At 69.1% G+C, this 15,061-nt stretch carries 15 protein-coding genes; 14 read left to right on the top strand and 1 reads right to left on the bottom strand.

Annotated elements, in window-relative coordinates:
- Nucleotides 1-17 precede the first annotated feature (17 nt).
- The 14 genes from ACFYZJ_RS36085 (at nucleotide 18) to ACFYZJ_RS36150 (ending at nucleotide 13,200) form a co-directional block, all read left to right on the top strand.
- Nucleotides 18-665, top strand: coding sequence for an L-threonylcarbamoyladenylate synthase (locus ACFYZJ_RS36085; protein WP_388575702.1), 648 nt, complete (start codon nucleotides 18-20; stop codon nucleotides 663-665).
- Nucleotides 662-1,342 carry a protein-tyrosine-phosphatase gene (locus ACFYZJ_RS36090; protein WP_388575705.1) on the top strand — a complete coding sequence of 227 codons (681 nt, stop codon included), beginning with the start codon at nucleotides 662-664 and terminating at the stop codon, nucleotides 1,340-1,342. The genes ACFYZJ_RS36085 and ACFYZJ_RS36090 overlap by 4 nt, the downstream gene beginning before the upstream one ends.
- A 449-nt stretch (nucleotides 1,343-1,791) precedes the next feature.
- Complete coding sequence (gene glyA / locus ACFYZJ_RS36095) at nucleotides 1,792-3,033, top strand: serine hydroxymethyltransferase (RefSeq protein ID WP_388575708.1); 1,242 nt, start codon at nucleotides 1,792-1,794, stop codon at nucleotides 3,031-3,033.
- Between the two features lie 126 nt (nucleotides 3,034-3,159).
- Complete coding sequence (locus ACFYZJ_RS36100) at nucleotides 3,160-4,494, top strand: MraY family glycosyltransferase (RefSeq protein WP_388575710.1); 1,335 nt, start codon at nucleotides 3,160-3,162, stop codon at nucleotides 4,492-4,494.
- A 298-nt stretch (nucleotides 4,495-4,792) separates the two neighbouring features.
- Nucleotides 4,793-5,230: a hypothetical protein gene (locus ACFYZJ_RS36105; RefSeq protein WP_388575713.1), complete on the top strand. Its 438-nt coding sequence runs from the start codon at nucleotides 4,793-4,795 to the stop codon at nucleotides 5,228-5,230.
- 273 nt (nucleotides 5,231-5,503) lie between these two features.
- Nucleotides 5,504-6,274, top strand: coding sequence for a F0F1 ATP synthase subunit A (gene atpB, locus ACFYZJ_RS36110; RefSeq protein WP_388575895.1), 771 nt, complete (start codon nucleotides 5,504-5,506; stop codon nucleotides 6,272-6,274).
- Nucleotides 6,275-6,348: 74 nt separating this feature from the next.
- Nucleotides 6,349-6,588 (top strand): ATP synthase F0 subunit C, encoded by a 240-nt coding sequence (atpE, locus tag ACFYZJ_RS36115; protein ID WP_009190636.1) that lies wholly within the window; start codon nucleotides 6,349-6,351, stop codon nucleotides 6,586-6,588.
- 39 nt (nucleotides 6,589-6,627) lie between these two features.
- A complete protein-coding gene (locus ACFYZJ_RS36120) occupies nucleotides 6,628-7,179 on the top strand; it encodes a F0F1 ATP synthase subunit B (protein WP_388575717.1) in 552 nt (183 codons plus the stop codon).
- Nucleotides 7,176-7,991: a F0F1 ATP synthase subunit delta gene (locus tag ACFYZJ_RS36125; protein ID WP_388575720.1), complete on the top strand. Its 816-nt coding sequence runs from the start codon at nucleotides 7,176-7,178 to the stop codon at nucleotides 7,989-7,991. The genes ACFYZJ_RS36120 and ACFYZJ_RS36125 overlap by 4 nt, the downstream gene beginning before the upstream one ends.
- Nucleotides 7,992-8,114: 123 nt before the next feature.
- Complete coding sequence (atpA, locus tag ACFYZJ_RS36130; protein ID WP_388575723.1) at nucleotides 8,115-9,707, top strand: F0F1 ATP synthase subunit alpha; 1,593 nt, start codon at nucleotides 8,115-8,117, stop codon at nucleotides 9,705-9,707.
- 21 nt (nucleotides 9,708-9,728) lie between these two features.
- Nucleotides 9,729-10,649 (top strand): F0F1 ATP synthase subunit gamma, encoded by a 921-nt coding sequence (locus ACFYZJ_RS36135; protein WP_388575725.1) that lies wholly within the window; start codon nucleotides 9,729-9,731, stop codon nucleotides 10,647-10,649.
- The gene (atpD, locus tag ACFYZJ_RS36140) at nucleotides 10,649-12,085 is read left to right on the top strand and encodes a F0F1 ATP synthase subunit beta (RefSeq protein ID WP_388575728.1); all 1,437 of its coding nucleotides are present in this window, start codon (nucleotides 10,649-10,651) and stop codon (nucleotides 12,083-12,085) included. Before ACFYZJ_RS36135 ends, atpD begins: the two co-directional genes overlap by 1 nt.
- Nucleotides 12,086-12,216: 131 nt before the next feature.
- Nucleotides 12,217-12,594, top strand: coding sequence for a F0F1 ATP synthase subunit epsilon (locus ACFYZJ_RS36145; protein WP_103838606.1), 378 nt, complete (start codon nucleotides 12,217-12,219; stop codon nucleotides 12,592-12,594).
- Nucleotides 12,595-12,753: 159 nt separating this feature from the next.
- Entirely contained in the window at nucleotides 12,754-13,200 is a 447-nt protein-coding gene (locus ACFYZJ_RS36150) for a DUF2550 domain-containing protein (protein ID WP_366023512.1), read from the top strand.
- A 15-nt stretch (nucleotides 13,201-13,215) separates the two neighbouring features.
- On the opposite strand, the gene ACFYZJ_RS36155 is transcribed toward ACFYZJ_RS36150, so the two are convergent.
- Nucleotides 13,216-15,045, bottom strand: a complete 1,830-nt coding sequence (locus ACFYZJ_RS36155) for a glycosyl hydrolase family 18 protein (protein ID WP_388575732.1) — start codon at nucleotides 15,043-15,045, stop codon at nucleotides 13,216-13,218.
- Nucleotides 15,046-15,061: the final 16 nt, after the last annotated feature.

The raw sequence follows: 15,061 nt of genomic DNA on the forward strand, positions 1-15,061 counted from the left end.
GAGGAGGCCAGCTGACAATGGCACGGCGATACGACACCAACGACGCGACCGACCGCACGACGGGTCTGCGTGAGGCCGCGTCCGCCGTCCGCCGGGGCGAACTCGTGGTGCTGCCGACCGACACGGTGTACGGCATCGGCGCCGACGCGTTCTCCGCGGAGGCCGTGGCCGGCCTGCTCCAGGCCAAGGGCCGGGGCCGCAACATGCCCACGCCCGTCCTCATCGGCTCCCCGAACACGCTGCACGGCCTCGTCACGGACTTCTCCGAGATGGCGTGGGAGCTGGTGGACGCGTTCTGGCCGGGCGCCCTCACGCTCGTCACCAAGCACCAGCCGTCGCTGCAGTGGGACCTCGGGGACACCCGGGGCACCGTCGCCGTACGGATGCCGCTGCACCCGGTGGCGATCGAGCTGCTGACGGAGGTCGGCCCGATGGCGGTGTCCTCCGCCAACCTCACCGGCCACCCGGCGCCGGAGACCTGTGACGCCGCGCAGGAGATGCTCGGCGACTCGGTCTCCGTCTACCTGGACGGTGGGCCGACGCCCGGCAACGTGCCGTCGTCGATCGTCGACGTCACCGGCAAGGTGCCCGTGCTGCTGCGCGAGGGCGCCCTGTCGCCGGACGAGCTGCGGAAAGTCGTACCCGACCTCGAGGTGGCCAATTGACAGCCCCTGACGCGGGGCGTGGCATAGGCAACGGGGAAAGTGCGGCGGAGATCACCACGACGTTCGTCGGGCTTCCGCGCGACAGCTTCCGCATCCTCCACGTCAGCACCGGCAACGTGTGCCGCTCGCCGATCACCGAGCGGCTGACCCGCCATTTCGTGCAGGAGCGGCTCGGCGTGCTGGGCGGCGGGCTGATCGTGGAGAGTGCCGGTACCTGGGGCCACGAGGGCGCGCCCATGGAGGCGAACGCGGAGGCGGTCCTGGCGGACTTCGGCGCGGACGCCTCCGGCTTCGTGGGCCGTGAGCTGCTGGACGAGCACGTCATCACGGCCGACCTGGTGCTGACCGCCACGCGGGACCACCGGGCGCAGGTGATCTCCATGGGGCACTCGGCGGGGCTGCGCACGTTCACGCTGAAGGAGTTCACACGGCTGGTGCGGGCGATAGACCCGGCCACCCTGCCGCCGCTGGAGGACGGTGTGGTGGCGCGTGCGCGTGCGCTGGTGCGGGCTGCGGCGGCTCTACGCGGGTGGCTGCTGGCGCCGACGGCGGAGGCGGACGAGGTGTACGACCCGTACGGGGCGCCCCTGCCGTTCTTCCGGTCGATCGGGGACGAGATCCATCAGGCGTTGGAGCCGGTGGTCACGGCGCTCACGGGGGTTCCGGCGCGGATGTAGGGCGCCTGGTGTTCGGGTGCCCGGGGGGTGTGCGGTGCCGGTTGTGCGGGTGCCGGGGGGTGTGCGGTGCCGGTTGTGCGGGTGCCGGGGGGTGTGCGGTGCCGGTTGTGCGGGTGCCCGGGGGTGTGCGGTGCCGGTTGTGCGGGTGCCCGGGGGTGTGCGGTGCCGGTTGTGCGGGTGCCGGGGGGTGTGCGGTGCCGGTTGTGCGGGTGCCGGGGGGTGTGCGGTGCCCGGTGGCGCGGTTGCCCGGGGGTGGGTGCGCAGCCCGGCGCCGGCGGGGTGCCTCACCCCAAGCTCTTCGAGCAGGGGTGCCCCCAGCGTCCACCCGTGCCGCCCCAGCGGCACGACTGCCCGCAGCTACGGCGGTCGCGCCTCCCGCAATACCGGGCGTCCCACCCGCCCCGGGCCTACATTGGACCTACGTGCCCGTCCTCGCCCGGGAGCTCACCATGGCGGTCATCCCTACCCTCGAGGCCGACGTCCTGCGGCGGCAGGACCCCGAGATGGCCGAGCTCCTGCTCGGGGAGCTGGCACGGCAGTCGACGACCCTGCAGCTCATCGCCGCCGAGAACTTCAGCTCGCCGGCCGTGCTCGCCGCCCTCGGGTCCCCGCTCGCCAACAAGTACGCCGAGGGTTATCCCGGCGCCCGGCACCACGGCGGGTGCGAGATCGTCGACGTCGCCGAGCGCCTCGCCGTGGAGCGGGCCAAGGCACTCTTCGGCGCCGAGCACGCGAATGTGCAGTCGCACTCGGGTTCGTCCGCGATGCTCGCCGCGTACGCCGCCCTGCTGCGCCCCGGCGACACCGTGCTGGCCCTCGGGCTGCCGCACGGCGGTCACCTCACGCACGGCTCACCCGTCAACTTCTCCGGCCGCTGGTTCGACTTCGTCGGCTACGGGGTGGACGCCGAGTCCGGGCTCATCGACCACGAGCAGGTCCGCACCCTCGCCCGTACACACCGTCCCAAGGCCATCGTCTGCGGCTCCATCGCCTATCCGCGCCACATGGACTACGCCTTCTTCCGCGAGGTCGCCGACGAGGTGGGGGCGTATCTCATCGCCGACGCCGCGCACCCGATCGGGCTCGTGGCCGGGGGAGCGGCCCCCAGCCCGGTGCCGTACGCCGACATCGTCTGCGCCACCACCCACAAGGTGCTGCGCGGTCCCCGGGGCGGCATGATCCTGTGCGGAAGCGAACTGGCCGAGCGGGTGGACCGGGCCGTCTTCCCCTTCACCCAGGGCGGCGCGCAGATGCACACCATCGCAGCCAAGGCCGTCGCGTTCGGGGAGGCGGCGACGGACGCCTTCGCCGCCTACGCCCACCAGGTGGTGGCCAACGCCCGGTCGCTCGCGGCGGGACTGGCCGCCGAGGGGCTGCACATCACCACCGGCGGCACCGACACGCACCTGATCGCCGCCGATCCCGCCCCGCTCGGCGTCGACGGCCGCACGGCGCGCGGGCTGCTCGCCGCCGCCGGGGTGGTCCTGGACTGCTGTGCCCTGCCGCACGGCGACACCCGCGGGCTGCGCCTGGGCACCGCGGCGGTGACCACTCAGGGCATGGGGGAGGGCGAAATGGCCTACGTGGCGGCCCTGTTGGCCTCCGTGCTGCGCCAGGAGACGGAGGCCAGGACGGCACGCGGGAAAGTGCGGGATCTCACCGAGCGATTTCCGCCGTATCCCGGGCGATGAGGGGTAGGCGCGCGTTATACACAGCCACACGTGCAACCATCTTCGCTACCCGTGAGTCCTCAACCATATGCACGCGAAGTTAGGGTGTGGGGCTGAGGATGCCCAGCCAGACCTGTGGGGAAGCCCGTGCGTGAATACCTGCTGACGCTCTGCGTCACGGCCGCGGTGACGTATCTGCTGACAGGGCCGGTACGCAAGTTCGCGATCGTGGCGGGAGCGATGCCGGAGATCCGGGCCCGGGACGTGCACCGGGAACCGACGCCCCGGCTCGGCGGGATCGCCATGTTCTTCGGCCTGTGCGCGGGCCTGCTGGTCGCCGACCACCTCAAGAACCTCAACGAGGTCTTCGCCAAGTCCAACGAGCCGCGGGCGCTGCTCTCCGGTGCGGCGCTGATCTGGCTGATCGGCGTCCTGGACGACAAGTTCGAGATCGACGCCCTGATCAAGCTCGGTGGGCAGATGATCGCCGCCGGCGTGATGGTCGTACAGGGTCTGACCATCCTGTGGCTTCCGGTCCCGGGTGTCGGCACGGTGGCGCTGACCCAGTGGCAGGGCACCCTGCTGACGGTGGCCCTGGTCGTGATCACCATCAACGCGGTGAACTTCGTCGACGGTCTGGACGGGCTCGCGGCGGGCATGGTGTGCATCGCGGCGACCGCGTTCTTCATGTACGCCTACCGGATCTGGTTCGGCTACAACATCGAGGCCGCCGCTCCCGCGACGCTGTTCGCGGCCGTCCTGATGGGCATGTGTCTGGGGTTCCTGCCGCACAACATGCATCCGGCGCGGATCTTCATGGGCGACTCGGGCTCGATGCTGATCGGCCTGGTGCTGGCCGCGGCCGCCATCTCGGTCACCGGCCAGGTGGACCCGGACGTGATGAAGCTGTTCTCCGGCTCCGAGCGGAACTCCGTGCACCAGATGATGCCGGTCTACATCCCGCTGCTGATGCCGCTGACGATCATCGCCATCCCCGCCGCCGACCTGGTCCTGGCGATCGTCCGCCGCACCTGGCGCGGCCAGTCCCCGTTCGCCGCCGACCGCGGTCACCTGCACCACCGGCTGCTGGAGATCGGGCACTCGCACAGCCGCGCCGTGCTGATCATGTACTTCTGGTCGGCGCTCATCGCCTTCGGGACGCTCGGCTACTCCGTGAACTCCGCGTCCATGTGGATCGTGCTCGGCATCGTGGCGCTCAGCGCGGTCGGGCTGGTGCTGCTCCTGCTGCCGCGGTTCACGCCGCGCGCCCCGCAGTGGGCCGAGTCCTTCGTGCCCCCGCGCTATCGCCGCCGGCGCCGCACCGCGGCGGAGCCGCTGCGGGCGGCCGCGGCGGAGGGCGGGCGGGCGCTGCAGGAGGAGCGCCGCACCCCGGTCGTCGTGGGTGTCTCGGGCGTCAACGGAGCCACAGCCGTCGGCACCCGTGCGCGCGTGGAGCGGCACCGGGCCGAGTCCTCACGCTGACGTGCAAGGTAAGAATCTGACGAGTGCGTTGCCATTTCGTGGGAGTGCAAAGCGGCCCAATACCAGACAATGTGCCGCTCGATCCGCGCAGACGGGCGAGTTCACTCTCATGTGTGACAGTCGGCACAGGACCTAGGTAAAGACCGCATCAAATAGTTTGTGATACGGTTCACGAGAACCCCGGGATAGAGCCGGAGGGTCCGAATGCGACGGCCCCTCGGCGTGCGGACTCAGCCTGGCCCGGGACTACGCTCGTCCATGACGACACCCTGCCCCCTGTGAAAGCGGAGTTGCCGCCATGCCGTCCAATGACGCCCGGAACCTTCTGCAGATCGCTGTGCCCGCAGCGACTGCCGGCGCGGTCGCCGTCGTTGTCAGCGGTGTTGTCGCGGGCGGCAAGGGAGCGATCGGGGCGGTCGTCGGCACAGTGCTCGCCGTCCTCTTCATGAGCATCGGGCTCTACGTCCTGCAGTGGACGGCGAAATCGCTCCCGCACCTGTTCCAGGCCATGGGGCTGATGCTCTACATGGCCCAGCTCCTACTGCTCCTGATCTTCGTGGGCATCTTCAAGGGCACTTCCCTCTTCAACCCCAAGACGTTCGCGCTCGCGCTCGTCGTCACCACGGTCGTATGGATGGCCGCGCAGGCGCGTGCACACATGAAGGCGAAGATCTTCTACGTCGACCCGGACTCCCAGAAGAGCGAGAAGCCCGAGAAGACAGGGCCTGCGTCGTGAGGGGTAGGGCCGGGATAAAGAGTTGTGAGATCTCCTGCTATCGTCCGGTGCCAACTGCGGCATCGCGGGCGCGGGCATCTGAGCTGACGCCTGCTCAATCGCGAGGCTCGATGCCCCTCAGCCGCCCCCACATCCGTAACACCAGTCCGGTGCCGATCCGCGGCTGCGCGCCGCGCCGACACAACGAGGTTGCCGTACCTATGCGTCACGCCGAAGGAGCCCGCGGTGAGTGCTGACCAGACCCAGCTCGCCTTTGACTGGAGCTGCCGCATCCTGTCCGACAACGGCTGCGGCTTCCCGGCTCCGGGTCTGAACTCCTTCCTCTTCAAGCCCCTCTTCACGGCGGGCGGGTTCGAGTTCAACAAGGTGATGCTGCTCGCGCTCGTCACCACCCTGCTCATCGTCGTCTTCTTCTCGGCAGCCTTCGGCAAGGCCAAGGTCGTCCCGGGCAAGCTGCAGATGATCGGTGAGGCCGGTTACGACTTCGTCCGCCGCGGCATCGTCTACGAGACGCTGGGCAAGCGGGAGGGCGAGAAGTACGTCCCCTTCATGGTCTCGCTGTTCTTCTTCATCTGGATCATGAACGTCTGGTCCGTGATCCCGCTGGCCCAGTTCCCGGTGTCCTCGGTGATCGCCTTCCCGATGGTCCTGGCGGCGATCGTCTACATCACGTGGGTCGCGCTCACCTTCAAGAAGCACGGCTTCGTCGGCTTCTTCAAGAACGTCACCGGCTACGACAAGTCGCTCGGTGCCGTGCTGCCGCTCGTCATGGTCATCGAGTTCTTCTCGAACCTCCTGGTGCGCCCGTTCACGCACGCCGTGCGACTGTTCGCCAACATGTTCGCCGGCCACCTGATGCTGGTCATGTTCACGGTGGCCTCCTGGTACCTGCTGAACAGCTGGCTCGTCGTGGGCGCCGGTGTGTCGTTCATCATGACCATGGCCATGATCTGCTTCGAGCTCTTCGTGCAGGCCGTCCAGGCGTACGTCTTCGTCCTCCTGGCCTGCTCCTACATTCAGGGCGCTCTCGCCGAGCACCACTGAGCCACACCGCACCCAACCCCTGGTCGTCCGGTGGCCAACCCCCACCGGTCCGTAAAAGAGAAGGAAGAAACGGCATGTCCGCTGCCATCGACCTCGCCGCCGGCGTCTCCGGTTCCCTCGGTTCCATCGGCTACGGCCTCGCGGCCATCGGCCCCGGCATCGGCGTCGGCATCATCTTCGGTAACGGCACCCAGGCCCTGGCCCGCCAGCCCGAGGCCGCCGGTCTGATCCGCGCCAACCAGATCCTGGGCTTCGCCTTCTGTGAGGCGCTCGCCCTCATCGGCATCGTTATGCCGTTCGTGTTCGGTCGGTAATCAACCTCTGACCGACACGTATCGACGAAAGGCACTGATGTGATCGCCAACCTGGCACAGCTGGCGGCCGAGGAGACGAAGCAGAACCCGCTCCTCCCGGCCGGCCCCGAGCTGCTCGTCGGCACCATCGCCTTCGCCATCGTGTTCTTCTTCTTCTGGAAGAAGCTGCTTCCGAACATCAACAAGGTTCTGGAAGAGCGTCGCGCGGCGATCGAAGGCGGCATCGAAGAGGCCGACGCCATGAAGGTCGAGGCCCAGAGCGTGCTCGAGCAGTACAAGGCTCAGCTCGCCGAAGCCCGGCACGAGGCCGCGCGGCTGCGCCAGGAGGCGCAGGAGCAGGGCGCCGCCCTCATCGCCGAGATGCGCGCGGAAGGCCAGCGGCAGCGCGAGGAGATCATCGCCGCCGGTCACGCGCAGATCGAGGCCGACCGCAAGGCCGCCGCGCAGAACCTGCGGCAGGACGTCGGCAGGCTCGCCACCGAGCTGGCCGGCAAGCTCGTCGGCGAGTCCCTCGAGGACCACGCCCGGCAGAGCCGCGTGATCGACCGCTTCCTCGACGAGCTCGAGGAGAAGGCCGAGGCCGCGCGATGAACGGAGCGAGCCGCGAGGCCCTGGCAGCCGCACGCGAGCGTCTCGACGCGCTCACGGACGCAACGTCCGTGGACGCGGCGCAGCTCGCCGACGAGCTGGCCGCCGTCACCGCGCTGCTCGACCGCGAGGCGTCGCTGCGCCGGGTCCTCACCGACCCGGCGCGGGCCGGCGAGGCCAAGGCCGGGCTGGCCCAGAGCCTGCTCGGCGGCCAGGTCGGCGGGCCGGTCGTGGACCTGCTGTCCGGCATGGTGCGCTCGCGCTGGTCGCAGTCGCGCGACCTGGTCGACGCGCTGGAGGAGCTGGCGAACCTCGCCGACCTCACGGCCGCCGAGCAGCGGGGCGCGCTGGACGACGTAGAGGACGAGCTGTTCCGGTTCGGCCGGATCGTCTCCTCGAACACGGAGCTGCGCGCCGCGCTCACGGACCGTGCCGCCGGCACCCCGGCCAAGATCGAGCTGCTGCACCGGCTGCTCGGCGGTCGCGCCGACGTCACGACCGAGCGTCTGGTCACGCGCCTTGTGACCGCGCCGCGGGGACGTAGCCTGGAATCGGGAATCGAGTCCCTGTCCAAGCTGGCCGCCGCCCGTCGTGACCGCCTGGTCGCCGTCGTGACCTCGGCGGTCCCGCTGAGCGACACCCAGAAGCGGCGCCTCGGTGCCGCGCTGGCCAAGCTGTACGGCCGCCAGATGCACCTCAACCTGGACGTCGACCCGGAGGTCGTCGGCGGGATCCGGGTGCAGGTCGGTGACGAGGTCATCAACGGTTCGATCGCGGATCGACTCGAGGACGCCGGCCGCCGCATGGCGAGCTAGCACCAACTCCATACGCAGTACTACGGCCCGGGTTGGGCCGTGCAGAGGATGCAGAGTTTCTGGGGGGCGCCCCCAGAACCCCCACAGAAACTTCGGGCCCAACAAGGAGAGCAGGGAACCCAGATGGCGGAGCTCACGATCCGGCCGGAGGAGATCCGGGACGCGCTGGAGAACTTTGTCCAGTCGTACAAGCCGGACGCGGCCTCGCGCGAGGAGGTCGGCACTGTCACGTTCGCCGGTGACGGCATTGCGAAGGTCGAGGGCCTGCCCTCGACCATGGCCAACGAGCTGCTGAAGTTCGAGGACGGCACCCTCGGCCTCGCCCTCAACCTCGAGGAGCGGGAGATCGGTGCCATCGTCCTCGGCGAGTTCAGCGGCGTCGAGGAGGGCCAGCCGGTGCAGCGCACCGGTGAGGTGCTCTCCGTGGCCGTCGGCGAGGGCTACCTCGGCCGCGTCGTCGACCCGCTCGGCAACCCGATCGACGGCCTCGGCGAGATCGAGACCGAGGGCCGCCGCGCCCTCGAGCTGCAGGCCCCCACGGTCATGCAGCGCAAGTCGGTGCACGAGCCGATGGAGACGGGCTACAAGGCCGTCGACGCGATGACCCCGATCGGCCGTGGCCAGCGTCAGCTGATCATCGGTGACCGCCAGACCGGCAAGACCGCCCTGGCGATCGACACGATCATCAACCAGCGCGACAACTGGCGCACCGGCGACCCGAAGAAGCAGGTCCGCTGCATCTACGTCGCCATCGGTCAGAAGGGCTCCACCATCGCCGGCGTCCGCCGCGCGCTGGAGGAGAACGGCGCGCTGGAGTACACCACGATCGTCGCCGCCCCGGCGTCCGACCCGGCCGGCTTCAAGTACCTGGCGCCCTACACCGGTTCCGCCATCGGCCAGCACTGGATGTACCAGGGCAAGCACGTCCTGATCATCTTCGACGACCTGTCGAAGCAGGCCGACGCCTACCGTGCCGTGTCCCTGCTGCTGCGCCGTCCGCCGGGCCGCGAGGCCTACCCGGGCGACGTCTTCTACCTGCACTCCCGCCTGCTGGAGCGCTGCGCCAAGCTCTCCGACGACATGGGTGCCGGTTCGATGACCGGTCTGCCGATCGTCGAGACGAAGGCCAACGACGTCTCGGCGTTCATCCCGACCAACGTCATCTCCATCACCGACGGCCAGTGCTTCCTGGAGTCCGACCTGTTCAACGCCGGCCAGCGCCCGGCCCTGAACGTCGGTATCTCGGTCTCCCGTGTCGGTGGCTCCGCCCAGCACAAGGCGATGCGCCAGGTATCCGGCCGTCTGCGCGTGGACCTCGCCCAGTTCCGTGAGCTGGAGGCGTTCGCCGCCTTCGGTTCCGACCTGGACGCCGCGTCGAAGGCCCAGCTGGAGCGCGGTTCGCGCATGGTCGAGCTGCTGAAGCAGAACCAGTACGAGCCGATGGCCACCGAGGACCAGGTCGTCTCCATCTGGGCCGGCACCAACGGCCGTATGGACGACGTCCCGGTCGCCGACATCCGCCGCTTCGAGAAGGAGCTCCTCGACTACCTGCACCGCAAGGAGCAGGGTCTGATGACCTCCATCAAGGAGGGCGCCAAGATGTCGGACGACACCATCCAGGCGATCGACGACGCCGTCGCGGAGTTCAAGAAGCAGTTCGAGACCTCGGACGGCAAGCTGCTCGGCGAGGACACCCCGGCCGCAGCCGCCAAGTGACGTAAGGAAGGGACCTGACTCATGGGAGCCCAGCTCCGGGTCTACAAGCGTCGCATCCGATCCGTCAGCGCGACCAAGAAGATCACGAAGGCGATGGAGATGATCGCCGCCTCGCGCGTCGTCAAGGCGCAGCGCAAGGTGGCGGCCTCCACGCCGTACGCGACCGAGCTGACGCGCGCGGTATCGGCGGTCGCCACGGGGTCGAACACCAAGCACCCGCTGACGACGGAGTCGGAGAACCCGACCCGTGCCGCGGTCCTGCTCCTCACGAGCGACCGCGGCCTGGCCGGCGCCTTCAACTCCAACGCCATCAAGACGGCGGAGCAGCTGACCGAGCGGCTCGAGCGCGAGGGCAAGCAGGTCGACACGTACATCGTCGGCCGGCGCGGTGTCGCCCACTACAACTTCCGTGAGCGCAAGATCGCGGAGTCGTTCACGGGCTTCACCGACGACCCCTCGTACGCGGACGCCAAGAAGGTCGCGGCCCCCCTGATCGAGGCCATCGAGAAGGAGACGGCGAACGGCGGCGTGGATGAGTTGCACATCGTCTACACGGAGTTCGTGTCGATGATGACGCAGACGGCCCTCGGCGCCCGTCTGCTGCCGCTCAGCCTCGACGACGTGGCCAAGGAGGCGGCGCCGAAGGGCGACGAGATCCTGCCGCTGTACGACTTCGAACCCTCGGCGGAGGACGTCCTCGACGCCCTGCTGCCGCGCTACGTGGAGAGCCGCATCTACAACGCGCTGCTCCAGTCGGCCGCTTCCAAGCACGCCGCGACGCGGCGCGCGATGAAGTCGGCCACCGACAACGCCGGAGACCTCATCGAGAGCCTCACCCGGCTTGCCAACGCGGCCCGCCAGGCCGACATCACCCAGGAAATCAGCGAGATCGTCGGTGGCGCGAGCGCCTTGGCCGACGCGACCGCGGGGAGTGACTACTAATGACCACCACTGTTGAGACGGCCACGGCGACGGGCCGCGTCGCGCGGGTCATCGGCCCGGTCGTCGACGTGGAGTTCCCCGTCGACGCGATCCCGGACATGTACAACGCCCTCCACGTCGAGGTCTCCGACCCGGCGAACGCGGGCGAGAAGAAGACGCTGACCCTGGAGGTCGCCCAGCACCTGGGTGACGGCCTGGTCCGCACGATCTCGATGCAGCCCACCGACGGTCTGGTCCGCCAGGCCCCGGTGACCGACACCGGCTCCTCCATCTCCGTCCCGGTCGGCGACTTCACCAAGGGCAAGGTGTTCAACACCATCGGTGACGTCCTGAACGTGGACGAGAAGTACGACGGCGAGCGCTGGCCGATCCACCGCAAGGCGCCGAACTTCGACCAGCTCGAGTCCAAGACCGAGATGTTCGAGACCGGCATCAAGGTCATCGACCTGCTGACCCCGTATGTCAAGGGCGGCAAGATCGGTCTGTTCGGCGGCGCCGGCGTCGGCAAGACGGTGCTCATCCAGGAGATGATCTACCGCGTCGCCAACAACCACGACGGTGTCTCCGTGTTCGCCGGTGTCGGTGAGCGCACCCGTGAGGGCAACGACCTCATCCAGGAGATGTCCGAGTCCGGCGTCATCGACAAGACCGCGCTGGTCTTCGGCCAGATGGACGAGCCGCCGGGCACCCGTCTGCGGGTGGCCCTCGCGGGCCTGACGATGGCGGAGTACTTCCGCGACGTCCAGAAGCAGGACGTGCTGTTCTTCATCGACAACATCTTCCGCTTCACCCAGGCCGGTTCCGAGGTCTCCACGCTGCTCGGCCGCATGCCGTCCGCGGTGGGTTACCAGCCGAACCTGGCCGACGAGATGGGTCTCCTGCAGGAGCGCATCACCTCGACCCGCGGTCACTCGATCACCTCGATGCAGGCGATCTACGTCCCCGCCGACGACCTGACCGACCCGGCCCCGGCGACCACGTTCGCCCACCTCGACGCGACGACGGTTCTCTCCCGTCCGATCTCGGAGAAGGGCATCTACCCGGCCGTGGACCCGCTGGACTCCACGTCCCGCATCCTGGACCCGCGCTACATCTCCGAGGACCACTACAACGCGGCCATGCGCGTCAAGACGGTCCTGCAGAAGTACAAGGACCTCCAGGACATCATCGCGATCCTCGGTATCGACGAGCTCGGCGAGGAGGACAAGCTCGTCGTCCACCGCGCCCGTCGCGTGGAGCGCTTCCTGTCCCAGAACACCCACGTCGCCAAGCAGTTCACCGGCGTCGACGGGTCGGACGTGCCGCTGGACGAGTCGATCGCCGCGTTCAACGCGATCATCGACGGTGACTTCGACCACTTCCCGGAGCAGGCGTTCTTCATGTGCGGTGGTATCGACGACCTGAAGAAGAACGCGAAGGAGCTGGGCGTCTCCTGACGTCGCGTTTGTAAAGAAGGGGGACGAGACCACGCCCGTGACCGGGGTGCGTCCCGTCCCCCTCTCCACGCCTACTAGAATTCATCCCAACACCCGGCAGAACCGCCGGGTGGTGACCCGAGGAGCCACCCTTGGCTGCTGAGCTGCATGTCGAGCTGGTCGCCGCCGACCGCCAGGTCTGGTCCGGTGAGGCCACCCTGGTCGTCGCGCGCACCACGTCCGGCGACATCGGCGTCATGCCCGGTCACCAGCCGCTGCTCGGTGTGCTGGAGTCGGGCCCGGTGACCATCCGTACGAGTGATGGTGGAACGGTCGTGGCCGCGGTGCACGGCGGTTTCATCTCGTTCGCGGACAACAAGCTGTCGCTGCTGGCCGAGGTCGCCGAGCTGTCGGACGAGATCGACGTCCAGCGCGTCGAGCGGGAGCTCGAGCGCGCGAAGGCGGAGGACGACGCCGTCGCCGAGCGGCGCGCCGACGTCCGCCTGCGGGCGGCACAGGCGGCGCGCTGATCTGGGGGCACCTCCCAGGCCGTTCCGGCTCTGGGGGAACGCATGTGATGACGTGACTCAGCCGCGGTCGGCCCGGAGCAATCCGGTGCCGGCCGCGGCTGAGGCAAATCCGGGTGTTTTTTCCGTTCCGTTACCTAGGAGACGAGGAGGTCGGTGTCGATGGTCCTCGCTCTCAGCGTGTGCGGAGTGGTCGTGGCACTCGTACTGGTGGGGCTGTTCGTCTTCGGGCTCAGGCGCCGTCTCATCCAGCGCTCCGGCGGCACCTTCGACTGCAGCCTGAGGTGGAACGTCCCGGAGGAGCCCGACACCAGCGGCAAGGGCTGGGGCTACGGCGTCGCCCGCTACAACGGCGACCGCATCGAATGGTTCCGCGTCTTCTCCTACGCCCCGCGCCCGCGCCGGGTCCTGGAGCGCTCGGCGATCGAGGTGGCCGGCCGGCGTGATCCCGAGGGCGAGGAGGAGCTGGCGCTGCTCTCCGACGCGGTGGTCCTGGCCTGTCACCACCGGGGCACGCGCCTCGAGCTGGCGATGAGCGAGGACGCGCTGACCGGGTTCCTGGCGTGGCTGGAAGCCGCACCTCCTGGTCAGCGCGTCAACGTCGCCTAGACCCTTCGGTCAGTTTTACGAGAGCCCGTTGCTGAGGGCGCTCACCAGCTCACCATTGCCGGTGTCGCCGCTGAACTCCCAGAAGAAGGCGCCGCCCAGTCCCTGGTTCTTGGCCCAGCTCATCTTCCCGGCGATCGTCGACGGGGTGTCGTACGACCACCAGTTGCTGCCGCAGTGCGCGTACGCCGTCCCCGCGATGGTGCCGGTGACCGGGCAGGACGTCTTGAGCACCTTGTAGTCCTCGATGCCCTGCTCGTACGTGCCGGCCGCCGGGCCCGTGGCCGTGCCGCCCGGGGCGTCCTGGGTGACGCCGGTCCAGCCGCGGCCGTAGAAGCCGATGCCGATGAGCAGCTTCTTCGCGGGCACCCCGATCGCCTTGTACTTGGCGATCGCGTCGGCCGTGGTGAAACCGGCCTTCGGGATGCCGCTGTACGAGGTGAGCGGGGAGTGCGGCGCGGTGGGGCCCTGGGCGTCCCAGGCGCCGAAGAAGTCGTACGTCATCACGTTGTACCAGTTCACGTAACTCGCGGCGCCCGCGTAGTCGGCGGCCTCGATCTTGCCGCCGGCGGAACCGTCGGCGGTGACGGCCGCGGTGACCAGGGCGGAGGAGCCGAACTTGGCGCGCAGCGCGGCCATCACGTTCTTGAAGGCCGCCGCCCCGCTGGTGTCGCAGGACAGGCCGCAGGCGTTCGGGTACTCCCAGTCGATGTCGATGCCGTCGAAGACGTCCGCCCAGCGCGGGTCGTGCACCAGGTCGTAGCAGGACTGGGCGAAGCCCGCCGGGTCCTTGGCCGCGTCCGCGAAGCCGCCGGACCAGGTCCAGCCGCCGAAGGACCACAGCACCTTCAGGTTCGGGTACTTGGCCTTCAGCTCGCGCAGCTGGTTGAAGTTGCCGCGCAGCGGCTGGTCCCAGGTGTCGGCGACGCCGCTGACGGACTGGTCGGCGGTGAACGCCTTGTCGTAGTCGGCGTAGGAGTCGCCGATCGCGCACTTGCCGCCGGTGACGTTGCCGAAGGCGTAGTTGATGTGCGTGATCTTCGCGGCGGAACCGGACGTCACCAGGTTCTTGACGTTGTAGTTGCGGCCGTAGATGCCCCACTCGGTGAAGTAGCCCAGCTTGACCTTGTCGCCGGTGGTCGGGGGAGTGGTGGTGCCGCCGGTGGTGTGGACGGTGACCGCGCCGCTGGCCGGGCCGGTCTGGTCGGCGGTGTCACGGGCCTGCACGGTGTAGGAGTAGTCGGTGCCCGCGGTCAGACCGGTGTCCGTGTACGAGGTGGTCGTCACGGTGGCGACGGTCCTGCCGTCGCGCAGGACGTCGTAGTTCTTGACGCCCTTGTCGTCGGTGGCCGCGGCCCAGCTGAGCTTCACCGAGGTGTCGGTGATGCCGGAGGCGGTGGGGGTGCCGGGCGCGGAGGGCGGGTTGTCGCCGGGGACGGTGGTGCCGCCGTCGCAGCTTCCGCCGTTCAGCTTGCAGTTGGACGGTGCGCCGGAGCCGGTGCCGTTGAAGCCGAAGGAGACGGAGGCGCCGGGGGCGAGCGTGCCGTTGTACGACTTGTTCCTGGCCGTCCAGTGGGTGCCGGAGTTCGTCACGTCGGCGTCCCACGCGGAGGTGACGGACGTGCCGGAGGGGAAGTCCCACTCGATCGTCCAGGAGCTGATGGTCGTGGAGCCGGTGTTCTGCACCGTCCACTTGCCTTCGAAGCCGGTGCCCCAGTCCTGGGTCTTGGCGTAGGTGGCGGTGGCGGTCGAGGCGGCCTGGGCGGGGCCGGCGGCGAGTCCGACCAGCCCGGCCAGCGGGAGCAACAGGGTCGCGAACCCTGCCGCGGCTCTGTGTCCGAAGCGCATGCTGCGCCTCCTGTCT

Origin of the sequence: Streptomyces sp. NPDC001848 (assembly GCF_042891915.1) — a bacterium.
In the GTDB taxonomy this organism is placed as follows: Bacteria; Actinomycetota; Actinomycetes; order Streptomycetales; family Streptomycetaceae; genus Streptomyces.

Coding starts and splice junctions, on each gene's coding strand:
- ACFYZJ_RS36085 (WP_388575702.1), top strand. CDS start 18: ATGGCACGGCGATACGACACCAACGACGCGACCGACCGCACGACGGGT.
- glyA (WP_388575708.1), top strand. CDS start 1,792: ATGGCGGTCATCCCTACCCTCGAGGCCGACGTCCTGCGGCGGCAGGAC.
- ACFYZJ_RS36105 (WP_388575713.1), top strand. CDS start 4,793: ATGCCGTCCAATGACGCCCGGAACCTTCTGCAGATCGCTGTGCCCGCA.
- atpE (WP_009190636.1), top strand. CDS start 6,349: ATGTCCGCTGCCATCGACCTCGCCGCCGGCGTCTCCGGTTCCCTCGGT.
- ACFYZJ_RS36125 (WP_388575720.1), top strand. CDS start 7,176: ATGAACGGAGCGAGCCGCGAGGCCCTGGCAGCCGCACGCGAGCGTCTC.
- atpA (WP_388575723.1), top strand. CDS start 8,115: ATGGCGGAGCTCACGATCCGGCCGGAGGAGATCCGGGACGCGCTGGAG.
- ACFYZJ_RS36135 (WP_388575725.1), top strand. CDS start 9,729: ATGGGAGCCCAGCTCCGGGTCTACAAGCGTCGCATCCGATCCGTCAGC.
- atpD (WP_388575728.1), top strand. CDS start 10,649: ATGACCACCACTGTTGAGACGGCCACGGCGACGGGCCGCGTCGCGCGG.
- ACFYZJ_RS36150 (WP_366023512.1), top strand. CDS start 12,754: ATGGTCCTCGCTCTCAGCGTGTGCGGAGTGGTCGTGGCACTCGTACTG.
- ACFYZJ_RS36155 (WP_388575732.1), bottom strand. CDS start 15,045: ATGCGCTTCGGACACAGAGCCGCGGCAGGGTTCGCGACCCTGTTGCTC.